The following is a 26,889-nucleotide window of genomic DNA, read 5'->3' on the forward strand; positions in this document are numbered from 1 at the left end:
CTCCTCCTTTTACCTTGTTAATTTAGATGTATGTAGTACCTCATATTAAGAGGTACTACTAATATTACATTTTATTTTTTATGTCATAACATATTAACTGCGTCCCAATATTTAATTTTGAAAATAAAACATTCTTTGTCTAATGATTATATTATATATAAATAATTACTATTATATAATCGTTATATTAAATATTAAATAATTTTTTATATAATTTTAATATTTAATGGTTATTTTTATATAATTGTTGTATTAAATGCAAACTAATTACTTTTATATATTTTTCATCCTATATACTTAATGATTAAAATGCAAAGAAATACATAAAAGCTATATGTACTAAAAGTAAAGTTATAGCCACAGGTGCTTGAGCTTTTATAACTCCATTTTTATCCTTCATTTCTAATAGAGCTGCGGGAACTACATTAAAGTTAGCTGCCATAGGAGTTATAAGTGTTCCGCAATATCCTGCTGATAACGCAACGGCTCCAGCAATTACAGGATTAGCACCTTGAGCAAATACAAATGGGGCACCTATACCTACAGTTATAACTGCGAAAGCTGCAAAAGCATTTCCCATTATCATTGTAAATAATGCCATACCTATACAGTAAGCTGCAACTCCCAAAAATATATTTCCTTTAGATATTACAGAAGATATTCCTATAGCTACCTACCCTCCTAGTTTAGTGTATTGAGCTATAAGAAATGCCAATACAGCTAAAGTCACTGAAGGTACAAATATTTTCCACCTATTCTTTTAGCCTGTTCTTTACTAAATGCATCAGGTACTTGAGCTAAATTACCTATATTAACTTGCTTAGTTACAGTTAGTACACCTATTATAAGTATTAATCCTCCAACATATGTGGAAGGTATATATTTACCAAAAATAAATATTATTCCTAATATAGTCCAAAAACTTACAGTTCCTATTCTTGTTTTATGTTTAGTATCTCTTATTACAAACAGAGCTGTTAAAATCATCAATATACCAGTTAAGGCATAAAATCCTTCTAAAAGTACCCCTGGATTGGCTAAAAATATATTTTGTCGAAAGAAATTCCCGTAATTATCCATAGCCGCTGCTTGACCTTTTATCTTGTCTTCGTATTTTTCATCTACTTTACCATATTTGCTTATAGCAGCTCCTTGAGCCATTGGGTTTATAAGCGGTCTTATAAATTGAGGATGCCCCCCTAATCTCAAGGACATTGCAGACGTTACTTCTCTTATTAAAGCATAAATATTAAATATCTTTCCTACAGTTGCATTCTTAATCCTTGAAATTAACTCAATAGCCATCTGTGGTAGACCGTATCTTTCACATATTCCTATTGCAGGAAGAGTTAATAAATATAGAGTCATATATCTGTTCTATGCAAATGATTTTCCTAAAATATCTACAATTTGGTTAAAACTTAAACCTGCAACAAGTCCTGTTGTTAGACCTGATATTAATTAACACTACAGCAATTACATCTAACTTTAATGAAAATCCTAAAACAACAATTAAAATACCTATTAATTTTATCATTGCATTTTGCACCCTTTTTAAATGAATTTTTAGACAATTGCATATTATTCTATAAATTATACTCAATATTAATGAAAATTTCGGTAGCCTGGACTACATTTTAAATAGTTTTCTTAATTTTTTTACTGATTTTATTTATTCATAAAAACGTATTCATTTACAACAAAATTTTACTATAAAGGTATTTATTTTAATTATAAATTTTGAAAATTATTGTTGACTCTAACACTGTGTTATAGACTAATATAAAATAGAGGTGATCAATAATGCATTATAAAGTAAAAGAAGTTGCTGACATGGCCGGCATAAGTGTTCGCATGCTTCATCACTATGACAAAATAGGATTGCTTAAACCAGACTCTATAAATGATGCAGGTTATAGACTGTATACAGATGATAATCTTGATAGATTACAGCAAATTCTATTTTTTAAGGAGCTTAATTTTCCCCTTAAAGAAATAAAAAGCATTTTGGACAGTCCAAACTTTGATAAAAAAGAAACTTTAAAAACTCATAAGCAACTACTTTTAGAAAAAAAAACAAGACTTGAAAAAATTATACAATCTGTAAATAAAACTATAAAAAGCTTGGAAGGAGAATTTGAAATGGATAAAAAAGAGGCGTTAAACGCATTTGATATGAGTAAAATAGAAGAACATCAAAAGAAATATGCTAAAGAAACAAGGATGAAATACGGCCATACATCTGCTTACAAAGAAAGTATGGCTAAAACATCTAAATATACAAAAGAAGATTGGGAAATTTTAAGCCAAAATTGGGATGAAATTTATAAAACTTTGGCAGATCTTACAGATAGAGATCCTCATGATGAAAAAGTTCAAGATGCTATTCATATGTATAGAAGTTATATTTCAAAAAACTTTTATAACTGTACCACTGAAATATTTAGAGGCCTTGGGGATCTTTATGTTAATGACGAAAGATTTACTGCTAATATAGATAAATATAAAGTGGGTCTTTCTAAATTTTTAAGAGAAGCTATTAATATTTATTGTGATAATATAAAGGAATAGACATAATTATTTTATGCAAAACATACAAACTTTAAAATATTTAAATATTAAAATTTTCACAAGTCTCGTAGCCTCATAGCATTAAAATAAATTTGTTTTTACACAAATCTGTCTACTTACCTACACATTAAGTAAATAAATAAAACTTTTTATTTGTTTCAAAATTACGGCCTTATATTTATCATAAAATTAAAGATAAATATAAGGCTCTAATAATGCTTTTCTATTTTAAACTTAATCTTTCTACAATATTTCTTCCATTTTATTTAGTAATTTCTCTAAAAGATTACTGTGATTTGATTTTATGTTATTATATATCTCTAAAGCAGTTTGTTCATTATTTTATCTTCAAAGGAATTCCACAAGCAACCAAATAAACTTCATCACTTAAAGATGCTATAAATTTATTTATAATTCCCTGAAAATCCCTGAATATTCTACCTAACTTATAAGGCGGAACAACTCCATACCCCACTTCATTAGTCACTAATATAATATTTTTATTTTCATGTGTTGATGATATTATTAGATTATTGAATTGCTTTTTTATACCTTCTAAAATTCTATCCAATTCTTCCTCTGTAATATTTTCATAATCTATTTCTTTATGAAACATTAAATTAGTTATGGTTGTAGTTACACAATCTAACAATATATTTTTTTCCTTATAATTTTTTATTACCTCTCCTAAATCCATATATCCTTCATAGGTTTTCCAAGAGGCACTTCTTCTTTGTTTATGTTTTTCAGCTCTATGCTCCATTTCATGGTCAGTAATTTTTGCTGTAGCTATATATAAAACACTTTCTTCATTTTCAAGCAAACTCTCTGCAAATTCACTTTTACCACTTCTTACTCCACCGGTTATTAACGTAATCTTACCTTTATTTTTCATATTTAATTCTCCATTTCAATATGAATAACTTATAAAAATTATTATTTTTCCTTTATTACACCCACTGCTACTCCTATAATACTTGCTCCTTCTTCTGTAATTTCTATAGGTTTATAGTTTTTATTTTCTGGCATAAGTACTGCACCTGATTTTTTTATTAATAATCTTTTTAGTGTGGCACTTCCACCCATATTCACTGCTACTATATCTTTGTTTTCAGCCATCTGTTGTTGTTTTATCACCACATGGTCTCCATCATCTATATTAGCACCTATCATACTATCTCCTTTTACTTTTAGTATAAAACATTCTTTCATACCTTTTACCCAAAACTTAGGAATAGCAAAGTCCCCTTCTATACAAGGATTCATAAGTATAGGTTCTCCCGCTGCTATGTCATTAAATACTGGAATCTTCATTAGATTGTCTTCTTTATACTCTTCTTTTACTGATCCATCTTCTACTATAATTTCTTCACTGTTAGATGAATCTTTAATAAATTCATAAGATCTTCTATGTTTCATATCAATATATTTATATTTGTCCATAGCATACTTCACCTTGTCTTTATGTGATTTATTTTCGCTTTTATCATTGTTATTCTTATCTAAACTTTTATCTTCAAAATTAGCACATTTTATATTATAAACATCTATATTGCCATTTAAATCTTTTCTTATAAGCTTATCTTCTTTTATATGATATGATAGATTTTCCTCAGCATTTTTATTTAGCATTTCATCACCAAAACAGATTCTTTTATTTAAGTTAAATCTTTTAAATTCAAACCCTAAGTTAAGATTACTTAATTTCCGGCCCTTAGTTATCCAGCCCTTAGAATCTGATATTTCTTCTTTGTCTGCAACAAACAATATGCTAGAATATATATCTTTTTTGCCTAAACACTCTATAAATTTTAATTCTAATTTAGTAAAATTCTGTGCTTCATCTACTATTATGTGATTAAATCTATTTTGTTTATGACTAATAGCTTGTTTTAAAGCTATGTTTACCACATCACTATAATCAACTAAATTATTATTCTTCAACTTTTCATTGTATAGAAGCATAATTTTAAATATGGCTTCTCTAGTTAAAGAATTTTTTACAACCCTTTGAGGTCCTTCCCCTTTTTTTACCTTTCTACCTACCCTATCTGCATTTTTATATTCCTCAAAATCGTAATACATACAATTCTTTATCCATTGTACTTCTTCTAAAAAGAATTTATTATACTTTGTATATACATACTTTAGATTTTTATATTTATCCTTTATATAACTTATGCATTCTTTAATTATAGCTAATCTTTGTTTCTCTGTTGCCAATTTACATTTTATATCCTTATGTTTTATGTACTTAGAAAAGTATTGATTTATGATTTTATCTATATCTGAAAAATATAACTTGTCTTCTATATATGAAAATAGTGTAATATATTGAACTCCTTCATTTTCTGCCTCATTATATATATCTTTGATATATTTTAAATTTTTATCAGTTTTTGATAAAATTAATACTTTATCTTTTTCATACATACAATATTGATTTTTTAAATAAATACCTCTATATATAGCTGCTATAGTTTTACCAGTACCTACTTTTCCTCTTAATAATCCATATCCTAAATGTTTGCTTTTTACTACTCTATTTTGTCCACTTTCCAAGTTCATATCTCCACCTCCTTATTCCATATATAATTGTTTATATATAGTTTTTTATACTTACACCAATTTGTCATAATCTATAGACTCCAAGAAGAACTTATTGTATATAATTAAATGTATCATTTACTTAATTATATACAACTTTCCTCCTAAACCACATATAGAATTTCATATTAAATATTATTATTTAAGAAATAATGCCATTCCATATCCATCTATATAAGATCCATCTGATAGCATCTTATCATTTTTAAATTTACCTTCTATTTGAAAACCTAATTTAAGATACAAATTTATTGCTCTATAATTATTACTATCAACTTTAAGTTATACTTATTTAAATATTCAAATACAATAATTTTCATTCTTCAAATTTAAATTTTATAATAATTTCATTGATTACTTTTATTTTTAATTTAATTTTTTTTATGAATTACTAATTTATATGAATATTTTCTCCACTGATAATAGGTTAGGTATAAATTTTAGAAATAATATATATAGGTTTGCATTCTTATGTCATTACTTATATACATTATATCAAATAAAAATTCTTTTTAAACTTAGTTATAGAATTTCACATAAACTTCTTTATATTTTCACCTTTAAATAATATAATCTGACTTCATTTAAAGTATCCTATATATATTTTCTATAAGCCTTCTCTTTTTGAATCTAACTTAGATTTTTAACTATACTTATGATAGAATAAGGTGGACAAATATTATAATATACTTGTTAATAATTCAAGGAGTGATTCAATGGCTGATATAAGAATTAAGCGTATAAAAAAAGTATCTGTTGTTCAAAAGGTAATTGAAAATTTAAAACAATACATAAAAGAAACTGAAAATGAATTGTTGCCAACAGAAGACAAACTTTCAAAACTATTAGGAGTAAGTATATTAACTATTAGAGAAGCAGTTACTGTATTAGAGAGAGAAGGTATTGTATCCAGAATTCAAGGAAAGGGTACTATAATTAACACTTTTGTCACTAAACTGGAGAATAGAATAGATTTTGGTTGTGACATAGAAGGTTGTTTAAGGAAAAATGGTTACAATGTAAAATTTAAAGTTATAAATTTGGAATTTAGAAAAGCTACTGATGAGGAAAGAGAAAAGTTAGAATTAGATTCTGAAGAAGAAATATTAGTTGTAGAAAAAGTATTATATGCAAATGAAGATGTGGCTGCATTTTATATTGATAGAATCCCTAAAAAAAGGCTAACTTCTTTAGATATAACAGAAGATCTAGTAACTCCTTGTATATTCCCTACAATAGAAAGATTATGCGATACAAAAATAACTCATGATGTAGTTCATATTTATACTGATTGTGCCAATAAAAAACTTTCAAATATATTTAATATTAAAATTAGAAATCCCTTACTTAAATTTGAAGTCTTTGAATATGATTATGAATCAAAAATATTAATGTTTGATACTGAATATTACACAAATAGATTTATTAAATTTACACTGTGTAGAAATACAAACTACAAATTTTATGAAGAATAAATAATTTCAATTCGTTAACTAGGTGCTTGAAATGGCTTAAACCCTAGTTAACGTTTTTTTATTTTCACTAATTCATCTGATGAATTAGTGATGATATTATTTACATATCATAAAAATAGTCTTATAATGTAAACAAAGTATAAATCATCTTCAAAAGAATTTTAAGGAGGAGGTATATCTATTGATAACGTATACTAACAATCATCTAAATCTAGAATGAGCTAAATAAAAATAAATAGGGGGGCGATTATATTGTGTAAAAAAAGGCTTACCTTTGTTCAATGGGGATACAAAATAATTATGAATATCTTGGGACTATTCATGTGTGGGGTTGCAATAGTTTTAGCTGTTCAAAGTGGCTTAGGTGCCAGTCCTTGGGATGTATTAAGTTTAGGAATAACCAATTATATTCCTATTACTTTGGGGCAAGCATCTCAAATAGTAGCATTTATTTTGTTGATATTTACCTGGTCTAAAGGTGTTATTCCTGGAGTTGGCACTATATTAAATGCATATTTCATAGGTTTTTTTATTGATCTTACATTTAAATTTGGTATTAAAACACCTGATCAATTGAGTATTAAAATATTAATGCTTTTAGGAAGTCTAATAATATTTGCATTTGGAATTGTGTTATCATTAAGGGCAAAAATAGGGGTTGGTACTAGAGATGCTTTAATGGAATATCTAATTACTAGTACAAAAAAACCTGTTAATCTTATAAGAGCCTGTTTAGAAATAGGGGCTCTAGCTATTGGAATACTGTTAAAGGGACCTTTTGGCATAGGAACAATTGTACTAGCTCTAACTCTTGGATATTTTATAAAATTTGCAGCTAAAATATTAAATTATGATTTTGACGCTTTTGCTCATTACACATTAAAAGATAGCTATTTAAGCTTGAAAAATAAGAAAACAGACTGTACTATAAATAAATAAAAATATATTTAGAATAGATAAACTTAATCAAAAATAAGGAGTGATTATTTTGAAAAACACTTTATTTATTAAGAACATTAAATCATTAATAACTTGCGATAATGAAGACAGAGTTTTTGATAATGTTAATATTTATATAGAAGATGGTATTATAAAATATATTGGAAATGATATATATGATGCAGATGAGGTAATAGATGCTAAGAATATGTTAGTTTATCCTGGTCTTATAAACACTCATCATCATCTTTATCAAGTATTCACACGAAATTTACCTCAAGTGCAAAAGATGGAGTTATTCCCTTGGCTTATAACATTATATGAAATTTGGAAAGGACTAGATACAGATGTTATAAGATATAGCTCTCTTACAGGAATGGGAGAACTTATGAAAAACGGATGTACAACTTGTTTCGACCATCACTATGTCTTTCCTAATGAAGCTGGTGACCAATTAATTGATACTCAATTTTCAGCAGCAGAAGAATTAGGAATAAGAATGCATGCATCTAGAGGAAGTATGTCCTTAAGTAAAAAGGATGGAGGACTTCCGCCAGATTCAGTAGTTCAAACTATAGATAAAATTTTATATGATTCTGAAAGACTTATAAAAAAATACCACCAACCTGAAAAATTTGCTATGCGTCAAGTGGCATTAGCACCTTGCTCTCCTTTCAGTGTAACAGGAGATTTAATGAAAGAATCTGCAAAACTTGCAAGAAGCTTAAACGTAAGATTACACACTCATCTAGCTGAAACTAAAGATGAAGAAAAATTCACTTTAGAAAAATTCAACATGAGACCATTAGAATACATGGAAAGCTTGGGTTGGATAGGTGAAGATGTATGGTTCGCTCATGGTATACACTTTAATGATGAAGAGCTTAAACTATTAGCTAAAACAAAAACTGGAGTGGCCCATTGTCCAATATCCAATATGAAGCTTTCATCAGGAATCGCAAGAATACCAGAAATGTTGAAATTAGATATTCCAGTGGGATTAGCTGTAGATGGTAGCGCAAGTAATGATGGATCAAATTTACTAGAAGAGTTAAGAGTTGCCTACCTATTACACAGATTAAATTCAAGTCAAAATGCCCCTACAGGATATGATATATTAAAAGTTGCCACAAGAGGCAGTGCAAGAATCCTTGGCAGAGAGGATATTGGTGAACTTTCAGTAGGTAAAGCAGCCGATTTATTTATGATAGATTCAAATAGATTTGAACTTGTAGGAACTCAATATGATCCAAGATCTATATTAGGTACTGTTGGAATTAAAGGTTCCGTAGATTATACAATAATTGCAGGAAAAATAGTTGTTAAAGATGGTAAGCTTACTACTATTGATGAAGAGAAAGTAACTGATAAAGCTAACAAAGTTGTTGAAAAATTAGTTAATAAGGCTTAGTATTACATTGATATTTATAAAAAACTATCATTTATATTACACTAATATTTATGAAAAATTATCATTTATATAAAGATTGTAAAATAATCTGTGTAAACCCCATAAAAATTAATATAATATTCTTATAAAAATGGAGGTTGCCCAGATTATGTTTTTTCAAGAAAAAAACTTATTAAACATTTAATTAAAGGAACAAAGCTTAGTAATGCAAAAGAGAATCTCCAAAAACAGATTTAATTTTATAGTTCTTATCTTAAACTAAATCTATTTTTAAAAGATTCTCTTTTACTTTTTTACATTAGATGGTTAATACTAATTAATTTGTAATTGTCTATATATTGAAACATACCAATGAACTTCTAGATTTTATTGGTATTTTAATGTACTAATTTATTTGTGATCTTCTCTTATGTAACTATAATAAATCTGTTTTTTCTATTGTAATTCACTAATAAAATTATAAATAAGATACTGAAAAATACTATCCTTCCATTATAAGTGACATTATTTCATCTATGGTCATATGATCAAGGCCAAGATTTTCAAGAGAACGTCCATAGCTTGTCAAATCTCTATGAAGCATAAATTCACATAGTTTACTTATAACTTCCATTCTTTCTACTTTTACACCTAATTTTTTTCCTAAAGATATAAAAGGTACTAATCCCATAGGAATATCCTCTGTAATATATCTAGTATCAATAGATTTCTGACCATGTACTCCTGAATATGCTTCCGTATTTCTAAAAATCTCACTTATATTTTTTCCTTCAGCATTATACTCTATTCTGTACTGATCCTTAATGGCATCCATCTTATATCCTAATTTCTCTGCTATGTTCAATCTTTCCTTATCAAGATCATCTATCAAATCCCCAACAGAAGTAGTAATACCATCCCAATAAAACAACCATTCCTTCCCTGATTCTATCATTGAAGTATTTAGCAATGTAGCTGCTGGATGAATTATTGGATTAGTATTGTCTAAACTAGTTAACATTACATTATCCAAAGGCTCAATCTGTGGATATGCACATCTTAAAAGTTCTACAACTTCTTCTGTTTTAACAGCAGGCAATGTAGCTATTTGTAATCTATCTTTAATGCCTAATATACGAGTTTTCCCTGGCTCTATCATTCTACAGGCATAAATCAATGTACTAGTTTCAGTAATTGACACATTTGCTTTGCAGTTTTCATCTAACAAAACCTTTCTAAATGCCAATGCTCCAAAAGTTGCTCCTGGATGTAAAACTACAACCTGACCGTCTTTTAAATAAGGTGCACAGGATTTAGCAATATCATTATGAGCTAATGCAGGAGCAATTACCATTACAATATCTGCATCATTAATTGCTTCTTCTAAATCATTAGTACCTTTTACTTTACCAAAACCTTCAACTGCTCCCTCTAGAAATATTCCACCCTGCTTATTTATTATATCTATAGTTTCTTTGAAAATATCATAAATTTTTACATTAAACCCCATTATCCCTAGGTGTCCAGCTACTGATTGACCCCCATTTCCAGCTCCGATTATTGCCCATTTCAAATTCTTATTCATATTAAAAATGCCCCCTTAATAAGATTGAACTGCTTTTACACTATAATACTTTAGATAAGAACTCTTGCGTTCTTGGATGCTGTGGATTAGAAAATAGTTTGTCTGGTGAATTTTCCTCCACTATTACTCCTCCATCCATAAATATAACTCTATCCCCCACTTCTTTTGCAAATCCCATTTCATGTGTTACCACTACCATTGTCATACCTTCTGATGCTAACTTTTTCATAACTTCTAAAACTTCTCCTACCATTTCTGGATCAAGTGCTGATGTAGGTTCATCAAATAGCATTACACTAGGCTGCATTGCAACTGCTCTTGCTATTGCTATTCTTTGCTTTTGACCTCCTGAAAGTTGGGAAGGATAATTATTGGCTTTATCTTCAAGGCCTACTCTTTTTAAAAGGCTTAATGCTATCTTATTAGCTTCTTCCTGAGACATTCCCTTAACTTTCTTTGGAGCTGCAGTAATATTATCTATGACAGACATATTAGGAAATAAATTAAACTGTTGAAATACCATTCCCATTCTTTGTCTTACATTATTAATGTCAGTTTTTTTATCTGTTATAGACACCCCTTCAAAATCTATCTGTCCACCAGTTGGTTCTTCAAGTAAATTTAAACATCTTAAAAATGTACTTTTACCTGAACCACTTGGTCCAATAACAACCACAACTTCTCCTTTTTTAATATCTATATTTATTCCTTTTAAAACTTCTAATTTACCAAATTTCTTGCATAAGTTATTGACTTTAATCACCTGTCTTCAATCTCCTTTCAAAAGAACCTACCAATTTAGATAATGAAAATGTTAGTACAAAATACATAAGTGCTGCCACTATTAATGGTTCAAAAGGCCTAAATATATTTCCTCTTACTGTATCTGCATTATACATAAGTTCATGTATACCTATTATAGAAGCAACTGATGATTCTTTAATAACTACGATAAATTCATTTCCTAGTGCTGGTAAAATATTTTTCATTGCTTGAGGTATAATAACCAGTCTCATTCCCATATTATTAGTCATACCTAAAGATCTTGCGGCTTCCATTTGTCCCTTATCAACGGCTTGTATACCTGCACGTACTATTTCAGCAATATACGCTGAACTATTTATTGATAAAGCTATAATACCTGCAACAATCTCTGGAAGATTAATTCCTAAATTAGGCAATCCGTAATATATAATATATAATTGCACAAGAACAGGAGTTCCCCTTATAAATTCTACATAACTTGCTGATATAGCTCTTAAAATTTTATTATTTGATAATCTCATCATAGAAAGCAATAATCCTAGTACAAATCCAATTAGTACTGTGAAGAATGCTAAAACTATAGTAAATTTAGCACCATCGAAGAAAAACTTATAATACTCTGATAAAAAGCTAAAATCCAATGCTATTTCCTCCTTATATTTGTGTATTAACTATAAGTTAATACTATTCATAGCTTGTTTTTATAAACAAAAGGGTTGTTTCAAAATACTTTTACTTTTGAAACACCCTCTAAATATGCTATTTTTATTATGATTTATTGATCTGCTAATTTGCTTGCTTCTGTAACGTACTTGTCTACAGCTTTTTCTTTCTTTAATCTATCTAATGTTTTATTTATTTCTTTAACTAAATCTGAATTTCCCTTTTTAACTGCTACTGCTGATCCTGCTTCTTCTGCATCAACTTTTATATCAGATACAACTAAATCCTTATTAGCTTTTACATATGAAGTGGCAACTGGTAATTCTACTAAAGTTGAATCAACTCTATTAGTATTAAGTGCTAAAATCAAATCAGATACTTTACCTAAACCTACTCTTTCAGCACCAGGAACTTGTTTTTTAGCTATTCCTTCTTGAATTGAACCCTTTTGAACTCCGATTTTCTTACCATCTAAATCTTTAGCTGTCTTAAATTTATCCTTATCAGCTTTTTTTACAATTATTGATTGGACTGATGTATAATAAAGATCTGAAAAATCTACATTTTTCTTTCTTTCGTCTGTAGGAGTCATCCCTGATAGAACCAAATCAACCTTTCCTTGGTTTAAACTCGCAAGTAGTCCATCAAATTTCATGTCTTTAACTTCAAGTTTTACCCCAAGGTCTTTTGCTATTTGTTTTGCTATTTCAATATCAAAACCTACAATTTCGTCTTTTCCATTTACTGATTTATGAAACTCATATGGTGGAAAATCAGCACTTGTTCCTAATACAAGCTTTCCACTTTTCTTTATCTTTTCCACAGCTGCTGATTTACTATCTGAAGAACTTTTATTACTTCCACATGCTGATAATGCAAACATTGAAATAGTTACCAATGATATTGCAATAATTTTCTTTAAACTCTTTTTTATCATTTCATTTACCCCCAAGTATTTATATTAATAATTGTTTATTTGTTTCGTATAATTATATATAAATTTATATAATTATGCAACACTTTCTTGTATATTAATTATTCCATTTAATGTATCCATCTCCTTATATATGCTAAGCAGTCCTTTTAACATCATATAGTAGTTCTTTTCATCTCTATTCCATTTATTATTATATTTGTATATTTATGCGACTACTTCTGTTTTTTCTTAATATTCCTTCTATTAAGAAAATTAATGCATATGTTTTTAATTCCTTGTATTTTTTACCTATTAATTAGAGTTTTTTTGTAATTGTTTACATAAAAATGGGACTGTGACATTAAATAAATTAATAACAATATATCGTTTTACAAGTTTAGGGTTAACACAATATATTGTAGGATTTATTCTTAATGTGACAGCCTCATAGATATATTTTTTCAATACCACTCTTAATTAAAATAGTACATTAAGTACATGAGTAATTATTACTATTTTAGTGACAATTGTGACACTATGTATTTGTTATTAGCCATTAATAATTATACGGTGCTTTAATAAATTAAAATCCATTTTTCATTAGGGTGTGTCTGAAAACTCAAAACTGAGCAAATAAAATTAAGAAAAAACAAAAAAACAGCAAGAATATATACTAATTAATGGCTAATTTATACTCCAAAATTGCATTCAGCTAGTTATTTGCATAGCATCAAATAGTTTTCAGACACGCCCTAACTCACTTATATCGATTTTCCCGTTAGAGTTTAATTTTATATTTGAAACTATGTTTAATTTTTTAGGACGCTTATGACTATCTAAATGTTCTCTACAATAATCCATTATTTCTTTTCTAGTAAGTGCTCTATCTTTTGTTAAAATAACTGCTGCCACCTCTTGTCCTTTCATATTATCTGCTATAGGAAATACCACAGATTGAACTATTTTGGGATGTTTATTTAAAATTTTTTCCACCTCATAAGGTAGTATTTTTACTCCTCCTTTATTTATAATTCCATTTTCTCTACCTAAAATATATAAATTGCCTTGTTTATCTATCTTACCTATATCCCCTACAGTAGCCTTTGGTCTAAATGCTGGTGCTATATAAGAGCTTTCAACCCATACTCTTCCTTTTTTAAGTGTCAATTTAAACTCATTATTGAGATCTTCATTTAAAATTGTGTTTTTATTATTTTCTACTTTTTTAATAGGTATTTCAATATTTTCTATCCATATTTTTACCCCTGGAAATGGTTTTCCTACACTATTATCATTAAAGTTTTCTCTAAAATTTATATAAGTTATATGCCCCAGTTCACTGGCTCCGTAGTATTCACATATACCAGCTTTAGGAAATCTATGTTTTAACTTTTTTACCGTATCTACATCAATTTTAGCCCCCGCACTTACCAAAGATTTTATATTATTAATATTATTCTTGAGCTCTTTTAGTAATAATCTATAATGAGCTGGAACCATAAATATACTTGTTATATTATCCTGTTCTATTTGTCTTATCCAGGTTTTAGGATAAATACTTTTAGAAAATACTATAGTTCCCCCTTCATTTAACATATGTATAGCGCTATTAAGATTAGCAGTATAACTTAAAGATCCAACCAGGAAAAGTGTGTCATGGGAATCAATATTAAATATTTCACTTTGATATTTAAAAGCACTAGTCCAGCTAATATGATCTCTATATACAACTTTTCTCTTCCCCGTGGTTCCTGAACTTAAAGCTCCAAGAAATATATCATTATAATCTTCCTTATGTTTGTAACCTAAAGTTTTTTCCTCTTGTTCATTATCATTTAATTTTGAATCTTTATCATCCTTGCAATACAAATCACAGTCTTCTTTATAGTCATAATATAAATTATTGTTTTTTATATTATTTTTATGGCATATATTACGTTCTTTCTGATCTTTGCAATATAAATTCCATTCTGTTATATTTTCATTAAATATTTCTTTATTTTCTTTAAGATGATAAATAAAATTATCCTCCATCATAATAGATGAATTTGTGTACTTTCTTATATTATTGCGACTTTCATGTAATATTTTATTATCCACAGGTATAGAAATTAATCCTGTGTTTGCACAGGATAATAGATTAATTATAGTATTTATAGGATGTAAATCTTTTATTATTACTTTTTCTCCTCTTTTAAATTTTTCTTTTAAAAAGGAAGACTTTTTATCTATATATTTTATCAATTCTTCATAAGTAATACTGTCATTATTAAAAACCATACATGTTTTTGTTTTATGTTGTTTTGCATTTTCATATATAGAAGAAAAAATCAACATTAAAAATAACCACGCTTTCTTTTGATTTTGATGTAATACATTATTTTATCATAATAATACTATTTTATATCACATAGTTCTCTACTATACTTAATCTATTATGCTATTACATTTACCCAACAATCACACGAAAACTTTTTTATACACATAAAAGTACTCTCTTTAAAGTAGATTTTAACAGATTTTTTTTAAATCTGTCTACCTTAAAAAGAGTACCTATTATTAAACTAATTTTAAATAGCTAAAACAATAAACTTACCTTAATCTTCCTCTTCATCATTACTCATTCTTCTATAAATTTCTTTTACATCTATTATAGCATTTCTACCAACATTCATAAGACTATCCACTTCTTCTTCTGTATTCAAAACTGCTGTAATTACCATGGATATATTCATTCCACTTATAATCTTGTATTTATCGTCATTAACCAAATGTTTTACCACTGTATTGCATGGTGAACCTCCATATAGGTCAGCAAAAATCAAAATCTCTTCATAGTCTTCTAATTTACCAATCTCAGAATTAAGCTTTTCTGTAAATTTTTCAATACCTTCACCATTTTCTAAACAAACACAATAAATATCATCAACACTACCGGTAATCATTCCTACTGAATTTTTTAATTCACTAGCTAGTTTACCATGAGATACTAACATTATTCCTCTTTTCATTTGTCATATCCTCCTTAAATTTTCAGTCAATATTATGGAACTATAATACCTGTAACAGATAAACCTATAGCAATTAAAATAACAAATAAGATTAATTTAGTAGTTGTCATTCCTTTTCTTCCTATTAACCAATAAAGAAACACTGCAAGCAATGCCTGTGGTAATTTAGGCATAATCTTATCAAACAAACCAGCCTGTAAATCTAACTTAGTTGAAAATAAATGTATTGTTGCCAATTTTATGTTAACCATTGATGCTACCATTGATCCAACAACTATTAATCCCAAAACGGATATTGACTTAGTTATTGATTTAAGTTTATCACTATATACACTGATCAAATTAGCTCCCTGTTTGTAGCCAACCTTAAATAAAAATGGTCTTACAAAGAATAATACAAATATATACCATACTTCCCACAAAATTAGCCCTATAGGATTTCCGTCCTTTGCCATTGTAGCTGCTATACTTCCAAATACTACTGAATTCATTACTGCAAATATTGTATCACCTATTCCTGATAACGGTCCCATCAGTGATGTTTTTAATGAGCTTACTGTATCAATAGCTGAAATACCTTCTTGTTCTTCAATGGCTATATCCATGCCTAAAATCAAATGTGTAAAATGTGGAGTACAATTGTAATACTGAGAATGTGCAACTAAGGCCTTTTGCTTAGCTTCTTCATCATCTCCATATAACTTATCTATTACTGGAAGCATTGTTGTTACATATCCTGCCCCATGCATCTTTCCATAATTCAAGCATAGTTGTCCTATTAAAGCCCATCTCCAGCTGATTTTTTTTAATTCTTTTTCACTAAACTTTTTATTCATCATAATCATCTCCTTCAAAATCAGCTAATCCTACATTTGCTGTCTGTTGATTTAGATTATTTGAATTTTTATAAATTACCATTGCAATAATTACTCCAATAATTGCTACTCCTGTTGTATTAAGTCCTAAATAGGCTGCTAATACAAATCCCAATAATACAAAATGGATATTTTCTTTTGTTGGTAAATATTTTAATAATACTACAAATCCTACAATTGGAAGCATACCTCCAGCAATCTTAAATCCATTAACTAACCACATTGGTGTGTAAGTAGCTAATATAGACACAATACTAGGTCCTACAATTAATCCAACAGCTACTGGAATAGCTCTTCCTAAAAATAAAGAAACAGCTCCTAATGTATTGTATCGTTGAATTTTTTTATAGTCTTTATCTTGTATTGCTTTATCAATTCTCCCTTGAAAAATTGAATTACACATTTTTGCAACAACATCAAGTTGAATTGTAAGAGCTGCTACTGGAATTCCGAATGTAACAATATACTGCTGTGCCACACTCATTCCACCATTTAATGAAGCCAAAGCAATTACTAAGATAGTTGCGGAACGATATTCCGGAATGGATGATCCTCCAATTGCAGCCATACCTAAAGCAAGTAATTGAAAACTTCCACCTACTACTAGTCCTAAATGAGGATCTCCAACTACCAATCCAGTGAATAAACCTACTAAGACTATGTTATGGTAAAGACCCATCATAAGGCTCATTCCATCTAGGAAACTTATGCCTGCAAATATTACGAGAACAATAATTTGCCATGATGCTAATAACATTTTTTCCCCCTCCTATAAATTTTATTGGGTTCTGTAAAGTCATATGAATATAGAGCTAATAAAGCCTATTTAGCTATTTTTTCATAATAACTTTACAGAATGTATTATTTTATTAAATCTTTATAATTTTCTCCAGCTTCTGCTGGTGTCATTTGCAATATAACCTTCACTCCATGGTCACATATTTTATTTAAAACTTCTATATCTTCTTCATTTACATACACAGATCTTCTAAGCATTTTAGCTTCTCTTTTTCCAGCCAAATTGCCCAATACCAATTTATCATAGGTAACATTGTTCTCTAAAAGTTGTAAGAAGTATTTAGGATCTTTACTTATAATAAAAATTCTTTCATCTTGATACTTATTAGATAGTAAATTTAAAATAGCTTTTTCAATAGAAAGAACAGAAAGTTTACAGTTTGCTGGGCAAGCCATTTTTAGTGCCATCTTATCCATACTGCTTTTGATTATGTTATTATCAATAACCATTATTCTTTCAGCATTTAATTTATTTGTCCATGCTGTTGCCACCTGTCCATGAATCAACCTTTCATCAATTCTTAATCCAACAATGTTAGCCATTATTTTTTCCTCCTATTTTCTAAATAATCAACAGAGTCAAATTCTGTAGAATACATAATATGTCCTGTTACATTCTCTGCCTTGTATGCCTTTCCCCAATTAGTATCAACTAATTCATATTTAAAATCTTCTCCAACAATATTAGGTTTACTAGAATTAAGCAACAATTCACATTTACCTTCTTTGCCTTCTTCTGGGAATACATATACCGTTGCATTTTTTAATCCTTCTAATAAAACTCTACGTTTCATCACTATACTTACTGGACCATACTCAGTCATTGAAATTGGACCATTCTCCCCCTGTGTTACAAAAACACGACATTCACGATTGAAAGAACGTGGAAAATTGTAAACTCCATATCCATCTTCAATAAACACTTCATGTCCTATTAGCAATGGAACTCCTAGTGGAAACCTCATTTTCATAGATACAGTTGTGTCGGGAAAATATCCTGAAAATATAAATGCATTATTATTTCTATGAATTGTTAGTGCTGGCATTTTTGATTTTATATCTTTCTTTAAAAACTCAATATGATAATTAAACTTTTTCATTGCATGTCTTAATTGTAGTTCACTATTGAAATATTTTTTATTATCATGAGGCACAAGCAAGTTACTACCTTCTTTTACTTCATTGGCATTACTTCCTCTAACCCATACAATCTTTCCATCTTTTTCACCGTAGATTCCAGTAACTCTTTCATTTATACCATCAGTTACTGTGGAAAGTACTTCATAGGATATATTCTTATCCCTAATTATAGTGTCTATTCCTCCATCTGAAATATTACTATCATGCTTTATTGTATTAGAAACATATTCCTTTTCAAATTCATTTAAAGATTTGAAATTCACAGTTAATTCTCCAGAAATAGCATCTGTAATTTGAATGTTTAGTAAATTTAAAATTTCTTCTCCTGCATTAGTCAATGAACCATATAACAGTACATCTCCACCATTCTCAACATATTTAATCAATGATTTTTCAAATATAGAATCCTTATAAGGCACAGGACATAATAATGTGGAACCTCTGTAATATTTATTATTTTCTAATGTATGATTAGAAAATATTTCAGTGGATACAACTGTGCTAATTGGCATTCCAGCATTTATAGAAGATGTAATGAACCAATCTTCGAAAAACGCTTTTTTAAGATTATACTTTCCATTGTACTTTTCAACATTTTGATATTCATTAAAAGGATATACCCATACAATAGGTGCTGCTTTATCTGGTGCCATTTTAATAGCTTTTGCAACATGAGGAGTAACGGTGTTTACAGCTTCATCTGGAAGTTCCCCAAAAGAAGTATCTACAGTTAATAAATTCATGTAACTTGGATTTTCTATTTCTAAATTTGAATTTATTCTTGATATAGCCAGTGGCATATAAATGTCATGTGGCTCTCCTTCATATCTATCAAACCAAGGACTATTTATCCACCATGGATCATGAAGATAAAAACGATACATATATTTACTATCATGTGGTAACTCTGAAATTCTTGACATATAGCCAGAAAGTTCTAATCCAAAGTTTTTATCTAATGCTGCCCAAGGAGAATTTGGCGGTGGTACAATATTAAAATCACCATCATATATCTCTTTAGTAGCTACTCCATCTGTGGCAAAATCAATACCTACACTTAAATTTGTTCCACGGGTCTGAACTTCATAATCAGGACATTCTGCTCTAAACAATTTCCAGAAATTTAAAGTTTTATTTTTTACATCGATTACTTTACTGTTATCTTGGCTAAAGGTTTTCCCGTCGAACAAAGGACCAGTAGTTGCCCAGTTTTCTGCTCCAAATCCAAATCCATTGGAAAACCAGATATAATCAAATTCCATGTCCTTTAGAAACTCATTACATTGCTTACCTAAAAAAGTAGCAAACGGTGTCCCTTCTTTTATTCCATTAGGATATGCCTTATATACATAATTATCTTCATGTAATGTTTCATAACTAACAACAAAACTTTTATCACCCATTGTACCAGCTGTGCATATCTCCGGATGTCTATTGTACTTGAATTCAGATACTGCAAATTCTGGACCTGGATCAAAAGTAGCTCCCACTTTTATTTGTTTTCCTGTAATTTCATTTCCAATTTTTTTGATAATTCTGATAATTGTTTTTATATCACCATACGTAAATTCCGGTGGGTTTTCACAATACAAATATCGTTTAGCATGAGGACCAATTTTTTCTGGATCTTTTTCTTTACTCCAGTCTCCATGAAACTCATTTGCTCTACCAATATATCTAGCCCATTCAATATTCTTATTGGCATCTCCAGAATATTCTAAGATTTCGCTTCCATCTCCTATCCAAAGCAATACATCAACTACTTCGGTGTTCTTTAGTAATGGTTTCCATTGTTCAAATAAAGTAATACAAACATTCTCTATATAATCGTTTTCTTTAACTTTAAATGGTTTTAAACTCATTTCTAATGTAAATTCTCTTAATTTATTCACAATACATACCTCTCTTTAAATATTGCACCCTAGGATGTTTTTATTATACATCCATATCTAAATAAATCTCAATACTTGTTGCTATACTTTGAACATCGTTCCTAAAATAAGCGTATTTTTATGTGATTTATCTGGAACGCGGTTCCTAATATACATCGTTTACATTTATATACAAATCATTTGTATTCTAAATTTATGAAATTTTATTTCCACATTAACATACATACTTTACAATAAACATAGATAAGATATAATTATTATTAATAATTATTTAAAAGTGAGGTTGTTATATATGGAGCTTTTAAAAATGATGGAAAACAATGAAATTTTCTCACAATCAGAACTTATTATTCGCAATTATATTTTAAATCAGAAAGAAAATATTATGAATTTAACTGTAAAAGAAATTGCCAGTATAAATTATGTTTCAAAATCTACATTAATAAGGTTTGCTCAAAAATTAGGATTTGATGGATGGAATTCTTTTAAAGTATATTTTCTAAAAGAATTAGATATCGAAAAGAAAAATATAAGTGGAGTAGATTATAATTTTCCTTTCTCTCCAGATGACAGTCCTAGCTTTATCACAAAAAAACTATTAGTAATGAAAAGAGACATCTTAGATGATACATTTAATTTGCTAGATATAAGTAGTTTAAACAAAGCTCTGGAATTAATGTTATCTAAAGACAGAATTCATATTTTTGCAGAAGGTTATTCTAACCTTGCCAGCAATGATTTTTGCCATAGAATGACACGTATCGGGAAGTTTGTTACTAATTCAAATAAACTAGGTATGAGCTATATAGCTAAAACGCTATCACCTAAAGATTTAGCCATTATTGTGTCTTACAGCGGTAAAACGAAGAAAATACTTGAAGTAGCTATGTTGCTAAAACAAAACCGTATTCCCACTATTTCTATTACCAAAAGAGAGGATAATCCAATAAGTGAAATCAGTAATGTAACGCTTTTTGTACCATCTAAAGAAAACATTTACTCTAAGATTTCTAATTATTCCACAACAGATTCTATAAGATTTATTTTAGATATACTATTTAGTATGTATTTTAATAAAAACTTTAATACTAACTTAAACACTCGTGTATCCTTAGCAAAAATAGTGGATAAAAAAATTGATTAGTTTTATACCTCTACTAAATCTATAAGCATACTTACATAAGTTTTATACAAATAAAATTTAATAATGCACTAAGTAAATGTCTTAACTACATAATATAAATAAGAGGCAATATATTTAAATAAATTTAATTTTAATACCATAAATTTAAAATCAAATCTATTTAAACATACCCTCTTATATTATACACAATTAACAACTTTCTACTAGAGTAGCTACACCTAACCCTCCTGCTACTCCCATAGACGCTATTCCTAATTTTCCACCTTCATTTTTAAGTCCTTCTAATAAATGAAGCATTATAATTGCACCAGAAGCTGCATAAGGATGACCATAAGCTAAGGCACCACCATAAATATTTATCTTTTCTCTTGGATAATTAAAATTCTTTAAAAACAGAGCTATTTTTAAAGAAAATGCTTCATTTATTTCCACTAAATCTATATCATCTATGTTTAGGTTATATTTATTTAATAACTTTTCTATGGATAATGTGGCTCCTAATGGAGATAAATTAGGATCTAATCCTATAGAACTTTCTCCTCTCCATATAGCTCTAGGACTTAAATTATATTGTTTTATAGCTTTTTCTGAAGCCATAAGCAAAATAGCCCCTCCATCATGAGTTAAACAAGCATTTGCTGAGGTTATGCTTCCATGTTTATTTAAAATTGGCCTAGCTCTTTTTACAAGATTTAAAGATATATTTTTTCTTATACTTTCATCATCACATATTGTTAAATATTCAATTTTATTTTTATGTAACGGAAAATCTTTCAATTTTATATTACAAATTGAAGATTTTAGTTTTCCTTCTTTTTTAGCCTTTATAGCTTTGAAATGACTTTCCACAGCTAATTTATCCATTTCTTCTCTTTTTATGTTAAAGTGTTTGACTGTGTTTTCTGCCCCTTCTATCATGTCTGGATCTCCAATAAAGTTAGGTGAAAATTGGGCTCTTTTATAAAACACATCTTTTCCTTCATATCTAGGGTCTCTTTCATTATATTGTTTATTAGAAGCTAAACTAGTACTTTCCACTCCCCCTACTATAATTAAATCTCTCTCTCCAGATTTTATCATAGAAGCTGCCATATTTATAGCTTTTAAACTAGAACCACATTGAAAATCCACTGTTGTACCAATTACAGAAACAGGAAGACCACCCTCTAACAAACTTAATCTAGCCAAATTACCTCCAGGGCCTATGGCATTACCTAATATAACTTCCTCTACATATTCCCTTTAATATTATACTTTTTAATAATATTTTTAATCAAATATCCTACTAATTTCTCAGGCAATATATCTTTTAAATCTCCATTAGTTTTACCTATAGGTGTTCTAAGACCTCCTACTATATATACCTTATTGCCTTCAGCATTGTTATTGTATTCCACTTTTTCTCATTCTCCTATTCAACCTACTTCCAATTAACACAGCAACAACAGCCTTTAGTAAATCTCCAACTATAAAAGGCGCTGAACCCAATAAAAAAGCTTTTTTAATTCCCATGGCTGTAACATATCCAAGCCATGCTGAACCTAAAAGGTGTACCACCACTACTCCACCTATAAAACATCCTATTAACATATTTACAAAAGATTTATTTCTACGGATTAAAAGACTTATTACTATAGCTCCAACTAAAAAACCAATGAGATAGCCTCCAGATTTCCCCACAATAATTCCAATTCCAGCTCTTCCTCCTGAAAACACTGGAATTCCTATAATCCCCATAAATAAAAAAGTTATCATGCTAAGTGCTGCTTGCAGGGGAGTCAAAATGCAACCTGCTAACATAACAGCTAAACTTTGGGCTGTTATTGGTATAGGGCTAAATGGGAGTGGAATAATTACATATCCTAAAATCGCTGTAATAGTTGCAAATAATGCCGAGTATATCATATCTTTTATTGTTAATTTCTTTGCCACAATAATCTTCCTCCAAAATTTAAAATTATTTTGTTATAAAACTCTCTATAAAATAATTATCATATTATATTTACTTAATTTAATTTGCTGTGCTAGTTAAAATAACTGTAGTAATCATATTTTGCTAAGTTAAATTTTGAGTAAATCTTACTTAAAGTTACATTAGTGTTTTAAAATCTCCGTGAGCTTAAAAGTACCTTCTCCTACATCCTACTGACAGGAAGTCTCATTACGAATATTAGAAGATTTTAAACTTAGTTTAAAGCAAATTTTATTTTCACATATGCCTACTAAACTATTTAAATCATGAAAGCACAAAAATATTTCTTTATCTGCTAATACGGGTTCTATATATGTTATTTTAAAATCATATATATGAATTTTTCTTAATGCTAAATAATCCTCTAAAAATAAAAGTATTAACATAGCCTGTACTATAGGATTTTTAGTTTTATGAATATAATTAGGATCTTCACTAATGCGGCTAAATCTATATACTTCTTCTTTAGTTATAATCCTAAAAAATTCTTTTTCATCTGAATTTATAATTTTATTTTTATGATGAACCTTATTTGTTGATTTACTTTTATCTTTAAATATACCTTTATCTTGAAACTTAGTTATTAACTCCTCTTTATTTTTAACTATATTTTTCGTTTTACTTATGACTTCAATACCGCTCTCTAAGCTCCCCTTTTTTTCATATTCATATTGGTTACTACATTCATTTATATTTTTTTTATATAAATTATTATTTTTTTTTATAAGTGTAGATCTAAATTCCATTAATCTTTTCTCATTTTTATAAGCTATACAATTACACACAAAATAATCTACAGTAGCTGTTTTTTTACTCTTTTCTATAGCAGTATCTAATGTAATATCATTTAAATTTATGTACTGATAAATATCACATTTATTTATATCTATGTCTTTTTTATTTATAGTTAGCTCTTGTTTTCCAATAAAGTATCCTACATCAACCTTATGTCTTAAAAGTTTCATCCCTTCTATCATTAACATTATAGGGGTAATTTTATTGACAGAAAAATTTTTAAGTAAAAATTCTTTTTTATAATGATGTAAATCATATTTATTTTCTATTTTATATCACCTTCTTTTTAATTTATTATAGTATATGATAAAGAGAAACATTCGTCAACCGCTTTTAATATGATGGTTGACAATAAAGTTATAAACATATTCTATTTGTACTAAGATTAATATATAATTTTAATATATAAGATTATAGAAAGAATGAAATCACCTATGAAGAAAGGGGATAAATTGTTCATTTTATCAGAATGAAGTTAACATGTGTTAATTGAAATGTGTCTAAACTTCAATTAATACAGTTGTAATATTAGCTAGTGAAACAAATTAAGTTATTAAACACATGAGAACATTAACAAAAAAGATAAAAATACACCTTAAATCGTAAATAAATTTGGAATTGATTCATCAGTGTATCTTTATCTTCATATTATTAAAATCTTACCTATTTTATCTTTAAATATATTTTTATGGTCTTCTTAGTTCTATCTATTTGTTCTGTTTCTGGCTAAACTGTTTATTATCAAAGTAACTTGCATTTATTATATCTTGTTTTGTATCCACATATCTTATATTTACGCTATCTCCTTCTTTAGTTATAGGTAATTCATTAGAAATGGATATTCCAGCATTAAATATTTGATCTTTATGATTTTTAAGTACAAATGTGTATATAGTGGAATTGCCTACCACATAGGAATTTATTCTTTCTATAGTATCTGTTACATTTTCTTCTTTTCCTGTGGAACCTACATTTATTAAATTGCCTTTACTTGCTAAATTTTTAATGTAGTTTGATTTACATTCTGTAATGTTTTCTCCTGTACCTATGATATTATAGTCAGTTACAGAAATCATAGCAAACATTTTTGTTAAATCATTTTTATCATTTAAAGTTGTAAAATAAGTAGGTACATTATCCACATTTATTAATATGGGGAATGTTGCTTTATATCCTAAGTTCTGCACTTTTCCCTCTGCAGATTTCATAGATGCTGTTTCTGTGGCTCCTGCTATTTTAAATATTCTTGTTTGTTGAGTTCTTGTATCTATTAATGCGAATCCAATACTTGATTCATCTTTTCCTACAGAAGTTAACCCTGTGTAATAGTAACATTTTCCGTTATTATATATAACACCTGTTCCCTCTGTAGTTTTCAACTTGTCCTGTCCTGAGAAATTAAAGAATCCTTTAATATACTTACCCCATCTTTTTAAGTTACTTTCTACAAAAGATTGTGGCTGTATTCTATCTACCCATTTAGGAGTATTTTCTACAGAATATTTTTTAACCTCTCCAGTTTCTGGATTAACCACTGCTGTTCCCACAGCTTTAAGTCCTGACATACCAACTTTATTATCATATAATGTGGCTGTAAAATATGGATTTCCCTTATCATCTAATTCAAAAGTTAAATCTGTTATACCTTTATTTAATGTTCCTTTTAAATATATGTGTCTTTTTAAATCATCATTAAAAAAAGCTTCAGGTTGATATTTTATTTTTATATCTTTTCCATTTAATTTTCTTACTAATTTTACATCCTTATCATTTGTGGCTGATACTGTTACATATCCTGGTGTACTATCATTTAAAAGCCACTTCATAAAGCCAGAATGGACTAATGGTGCTACATAATAAAGCTTACCATTAACATTTTGTAGTGTTAAATCACCTAGTTCTACCTTACTACCTAAAGATGTTTCTTCTCCTAATTTTTTGTCTGCTAATAATTCAGCATACTTTTGATTTACAGTTGGAATTTCCTTTATATCAATTGGAGTTATATTCTTTGAAAATTCCTCATATTTAGGAGTGGGCAATAAATTTTTATAACTACTTGCTCTAAATATTGGCAAAGTAATTATAAACATACATAAAAATAAAATTATTAATATCCCCGGAATATAATAAGCTTTAGATTTAACCTTATTTTTCGCTAAGCTTCTAGTAATTCCTATAATCGCCGCTATAGGAATAAATATAATGTAAAAAGAATAAAACTTCACCGATAAAACAGGTGTTAAAAAATACATTAATGCCATAGAAATAATTAAAAATAGTACTATTAGACTCGACCTTACTTTTTTGTTCATAAAATCCTCCTAAGATTTAAAATATTTTATTGAAAA

22 protein-coding genes and 1 pseudogene are annotated in these 26,889 nt (G+C 28.3%); 5 read left to right on the forward strand and 18 right to left on the reverse strand.

Annotation, left to right across the window (positions count from 1 at the left end):
• Positions 1-304: 304 nt before the first annotated feature.
• Positions 305-1,368 (reverse strand): annotated as a pseudogene (locus tag NGI68_RS17225) (5-oxoproline transporter, DUF979 family subunit).
• A 435-nt stretch (positions 1,369-1,803) separates the two neighbouring features.
• Here NGI68_RS17225 and NGI68_RS03705 point away from each other — a divergent pair.
• Positions 1,804-2,571, forward strand: a complete 768-nt coding sequence (locus tag NGI68_RS03705; protein WP_251860127.1) for a MerR family transcriptional regulator — start codon at positions 1,804-1,806, stop codon at positions 2,569-2,571.
• Between the two features lie 337 nt (positions 2,572-2,908).
• Here the strand turns inward: NGI68_RS03705 and cobU are convergent, their stop codons facing one another.
• Both cobU and NGI68_RS03715 read right to left on the reverse strand, forming a co-directional pair.
• Positions 2,909-3,466 (reverse strand): bifunctional adenosylcobinamide kinase/adenosylcobinamide-phosphate guanylyltransferase, encoded by a 558-nt coding sequence (gene cobU / locus NGI68_RS03710; RefSeq protein ID WP_251860128.1) that lies wholly within the window; start codon positions 3,464-3,466, stop codon positions 2,909-2,911.
• 41 nt (positions 3,467-3,507) lie between these two features.
• Positions 3,508-5,139, reverse strand: a complete 1,632-nt coding sequence (locus tag NGI68_RS03715; RefSeq protein WP_251860129.1) for a LexA family protein — start codon at positions 5,137-5,139, stop codon at positions 3,508-3,510.
• Positions 5,140-5,894: 755 nt separating this feature from the next.
• On the opposite strand from NGI68_RS03715, the gene NGI68_RS03720 reads away from it, so the two are divergent.
• The 3 genes from NGI68_RS03720 to NGI68_RS03730 all read left to right on the forward strand — a co-directional run bounded on the left by NGI68_RS03720 (position 5,895) and on the right by NGI68_RS03730 (position 9,003).
• Positions 5,895-6,653, forward strand: coding sequence for a GntR family transcriptional regulator (locus NGI68_RS03720; protein WP_251860130.1), 759 nt, complete (start codon positions 5,895-5,897; stop codon positions 6,651-6,653).
• A 252-nt stretch (positions 6,654-6,905) separates the two neighbouring features.
• Positions 6,906-7,592, forward strand: coding sequence for a YczE/YyaS/YitT family protein (locus NGI68_RS03725; RefSeq protein ID WP_251860131.1), 687 nt, complete (start codon positions 6,906-6,908; stop codon positions 7,590-7,592).
• A 49-nt stretch (positions 7,593-7,641) separates the two neighbouring features.
• On the forward strand, positions 7,642-9,003 hold the full coding sequence (locus NGI68_RS03730; protein ID WP_251860132.1) for an 8-oxoguanine deaminase: 1,362 nt from the start codon (positions 7,642-7,644) through the stop codon (positions 9,001-9,003).
• Positions 9,004-9,484: 481 nt separating this feature from the next.
• Here the strand turns inward: NGI68_RS03730 and NGI68_RS03735 are convergent, their stop codons facing one another.
• From NGI68_RS03735 to NGI68_RS03780, 10 genes are all read right to left on the reverse strand, one after another.
• The gene (locus NGI68_RS03735) at positions 9,485-10,567 is read right to left on the reverse strand and encodes an NAD/NADP octopine/nopaline dehydrogenase family protein (protein WP_251860133.1); all 1,083 of its coding nucleotides are present in this window, start codon (positions 10,565-10,567) and stop codon (positions 9,485-9,487) included.
• 40 nt (positions 10,568-10,607) lie between these two features.
• On the reverse strand, positions 10,608-11,330 hold the full coding sequence (locus tag NGI68_RS03740) for an amino acid ABC transporter ATP-binding protein (protein ID WP_251860134.1): 723 nt from the start codon (positions 11,328-11,330) through the stop codon (positions 10,608-10,610).
• Positions 11,323-11,973, reverse strand: a complete 651-nt coding sequence (locus NGI68_RS03745; RefSeq protein ID WP_251860135.1) for an amino acid ABC transporter permease — start codon at positions 11,971-11,973, stop codon at positions 11,323-11,325. The genes NGI68_RS03740 and NGI68_RS03745 overlap by 8 nt, the downstream gene beginning before the upstream one ends.
• A 134-nt stretch (positions 11,974-12,107) precedes the next feature.
• Complete coding sequence (locus tag NGI68_RS03750) at positions 12,108-12,932, reverse strand: transporter substrate-binding domain-containing protein (RefSeq protein WP_251860136.1); 825 nt, start codon at positions 12,930-12,932, stop codon at positions 12,108-12,110.
• Between the two features lie 720 nt (positions 12,933-13,652).
• Positions 13,653-15,248, reverse strand: a complete 1,596-nt coding sequence (locus NGI68_RS03755) for an AMP-binding protein (RefSeq protein WP_251860137.1) — start codon at positions 15,246-15,248, stop codon at positions 13,653-13,655.
• 260 nt (positions 15,249-15,508) lie between these two features.
• On the reverse strand, positions 15,509-15,922 hold the full coding sequence (locus NGI68_RS03760; RefSeq protein WP_251860138.1) for a PTS sugar transporter subunit IIA: 414 nt from the start codon (positions 15,920-15,922) through the stop codon (positions 15,509-15,511).
• A 32-nt stretch (positions 15,923-15,954) separates the two neighbouring features.
• The gene (locus NGI68_RS03765; protein ID WP_251860139.1) at positions 15,955-16,758 is read right to left on the reverse strand and encodes a PTS system mannose/fructose/sorbose family transporter subunit IID; all 804 of its coding nucleotides are present in this window, start codon (positions 16,756-16,758) and stop codon (positions 15,955-15,957) included.
• Positions 16,751-17,554, reverse strand: a complete 804-nt coding sequence (locus NGI68_RS03770) for a PTS mannose/fructose/sorbose/N-acetylgalactosamine transporter subunit IIC (RefSeq protein WP_251860140.1) — start codon at positions 17,552-17,554, stop codon at positions 16,751-16,753. Before NGI68_RS03770 ends, NGI68_RS03765 begins: the two co-directional genes overlap by 8 nt.
• 104 nt (positions 17,555-17,658) lie before the next feature.
• On the reverse strand, positions 17,659-18,138 hold the full coding sequence (locus NGI68_RS03775; protein ID WP_251860141.1) for a PTS sugar transporter subunit IIB: 480 nt from the start codon (positions 18,136-18,138) through the stop codon (positions 17,659-17,661).
• Positions 18,138-20,627, reverse strand: a complete 2,490-nt coding sequence (locus NGI68_RS03780; protein ID WP_251860142.1) for a hypothetical protein — start codon at positions 20,625-20,627, stop codon at positions 18,138-18,140. The genes NGI68_RS03775 and NGI68_RS03780 overlap by 1 nt, the downstream gene beginning before the upstream one ends.
• 277 nt (positions 20,628-20,904) lie before the next feature.
• Here NGI68_RS03780 and NGI68_RS03785 point away from each other — a divergent pair, with 277 nt between their 5' ends.
• A complete protein-coding gene (locus NGI68_RS03785) occupies positions 20,905-21,771 on the forward strand; it encodes a MurR/RpiR family transcriptional regulator (protein ID WP_251860143.1) in 867 nt (288 codons plus the stop codon).
• A 189-nt stretch (positions 21,772-21,960) separates the two neighbouring features.
• Here the strand turns inward: NGI68_RS03785 and NGI68_RS03790 are convergent, their stop codons facing one another.
• From NGI68_RS03790 to NGI68_RS03810, 5 genes are all read right to left on the reverse strand, one after another.
• On the reverse strand, positions 21,961-22,959 hold the full coding sequence (locus NGI68_RS03790; protein WP_251860144.1) for a thiolase family protein: 999 nt from the start codon (positions 22,957-22,959) through the stop codon (positions 21,961-21,963).
• Positions 22,960-23,000: 41 nt separating this feature from the next.
• The gene (locus NGI68_RS03795; protein WP_251860145.1) at positions 23,001-23,168 is read right to left on the reverse strand and encodes a hypothetical protein; all 168 of its coding nucleotides are present in this window, start codon (positions 23,166-23,168) and stop codon (positions 23,001-23,003) included.
• Entirely contained in the window at positions 23,155-23,703 is a 549-nt protein-coding gene (locus NGI68_RS03800; protein WP_251860146.1) for a biotin transporter BioY, read from the reverse strand. The genes NGI68_RS03795 and NGI68_RS03800 overlap by 14 nt, the downstream gene beginning before the upstream one ends.
• Positions 23,704-23,913: 210 nt before the next feature.
• Positions 23,914-24,708, reverse strand: a complete 795-nt coding sequence (locus NGI68_RS03805) for a hypothetical protein (RefSeq protein ID WP_251860147.1) — start codon at positions 24,706-24,708, stop codon at positions 23,914-23,916.
• Positions 24,709-25,245: 537 nt separating this feature from the next.
• Positions 25,246-26,853, reverse strand: a complete 1,608-nt coding sequence (locus tag NGI68_RS03810; RefSeq protein ID WP_251860148.1) for a cell shape-determining protein — start codon at positions 26,851-26,853, stop codon at positions 25,246-25,248.
• Positions 26,854-26,889: the final 36 nt, after the last annotated feature.

It is taken from the genome of Clostridium sp. Marseille-Q2269 (assembly GCF_943736985.1).
GTDB lineage: Bacteria > Bacillota > Clostridia > Clostridiales > Clostridiaceae > Clostridium_F.